The 1,516-nt window shown below is 35.5% G+C and carries 2 protein-coding genes; both read right to left on the reverse strand.

Translation table 11 applies throughout. From position 1 onward, the window contains the following. Positions 1 to 78: 78 nt before the first annotated feature. Positions 79 to 288, reverse strand: coding sequence for a hypothetical protein (locus CYP26_RS07620; RefSeq protein WP_103594583.1), 210 nt, complete (start codon positions 286 to 288; stop codon positions 79 to 81). A gap of 3 nt (positions 289 to 291) precedes the next feature. Continuing rightward, positions 292 to 864 carry a replication protein gene (locus CYP26_RS07625; protein WP_103606332.1) on the reverse strand — a complete coding sequence of 191 codons (573 nt, stop codon included), beginning with the start codon at positions 862 to 864 and terminating at the stop codon, positions 292 to 294. Between the last annotated feature and the right edge of the window lie 652 nt (positions 865 to 1,516).

Below are 1,516 nucleotides of genomic sequence, written 5' to 3' on the forward strand. Positions count from 1 at the left end.
CAAGGGGATATCCCCTTGACCCCTTAAAAAGGGGACACTTGTCAAATTATTAAAAAAATGCCAGTTTTAAGGAAGCGATTATGCGAATAGTTTTGGCTGCTTATCTTCTGCAGATTTAAGAGCAATGAATTTCTTGTATTCGTCGGAATTTTCAATAAGTAAATTTATAAAATCATTAGCAGTAAAATCATCTCTATTTTTAAAATACTCTTTTAAAAAATCTTGTATGACTTTAGGAACTCTAACACTGCGTATTACGCTTTGTTCGTGCTTTTTAGGAAATCCCATTTTTTAACCTTTCTTGTGTCGTATAGATCGCAATAAAGCGTCAAAGTGAATTGTATTATTTTCGGCTACTTCGATACGCTCCCAAATGCCTTCAGCATCGAGATAATCCATTAGATCGGAATACTCCGATAAACAATTACCGCGAATAATATCCCTAATCTCTTTTTTGATTTTTGATACTTCGCTTCTTGTAAGTTCAACATAATCACTAATTTTAAAGCCGTTAAGGCATTTTATTTCGCTTTCATCATACTGGTGCTTCTCTGGGTTGTCCTTGTGCGTAAAATAGCGATAATAGCCCCTTATTTGCTCTAAAGCTATCGGAATAGGTGCGTTTAATTTATCAGTTAGACGTTTAACAACATTAAAAGACGTTGGACCACCATAACAAATTATAAAGTGATAATGTGCCTTTTTCTCGTGTTCATCGGCGTTTAAATCTTTGTCGTGTAGCGGTGAAATAGCAATCGGTGCGCCTGTTTCTTGTAATATTTCAAGCCAGTTGGCTGGCATACTTTCAGGGTATGCAACAAAAGCCCAGTTTCTCTTTTTGACATTTTTATTGTCTTGTGACATAATTTAACCTCCAAACGGGAATAAAGAGAACCAGATTTTAAAAAGGTGTTTCGGGTTCTCTTTTTTTTGATATTTGAATTGTAATACAAGAAAACTTAAATAAAACTTATGGCACAAAGCACAAAGCACCCATTGGGGGGTGTCGTAGTAACCCCCCAATTTAAAATAAAAATTAGCTTATTTTTATAATTTTTTAAGTTTAGAGTTACATTATAAGATTTAGCGCTATTAGTGCAAAACCTTAAAGGTAACAATTTTTTATTAATTTGACAAGAACGCCCAATTTGCAGGGGCGGACGCCCTGCAAATCTGGGCTTCTATTGTTAAAGGCTACTCTAAAATTATATCACTTAGGGCGGAGCTTCGCCCCTAATGTGCCACACTTATGGGGTTATAACCCCATACCCCAGCTTTTTTTATTGATTGCAGGATAGGCTTTAACGCCAAAAATGTCCGACAAAATTATTGTTAAAAAATATGTTTTTATTATAGGCGAGCATACTCAAGGTAATACCTTGAAACTCGCAAGGGGATATCCCCTTGACCCCTTAAAAAGGGGACACTTGTCAAATTATTAAAAAAATGCCAGTTTTAAGGAAGCGATTATGCGAATAGTTTTGGCTGCTTATCTTCTGCAGATTTAAGAGCAATG

Source organism: Campylobacter concisus (assembly GCF_002913225.1).
GTDB classification, from domain to species: Bacteria; Campylobacterota; Campylobacteria; order Campylobacterales; family Campylobacteraceae; genus Campylobacter_A; species Campylobacter_A concisus_J.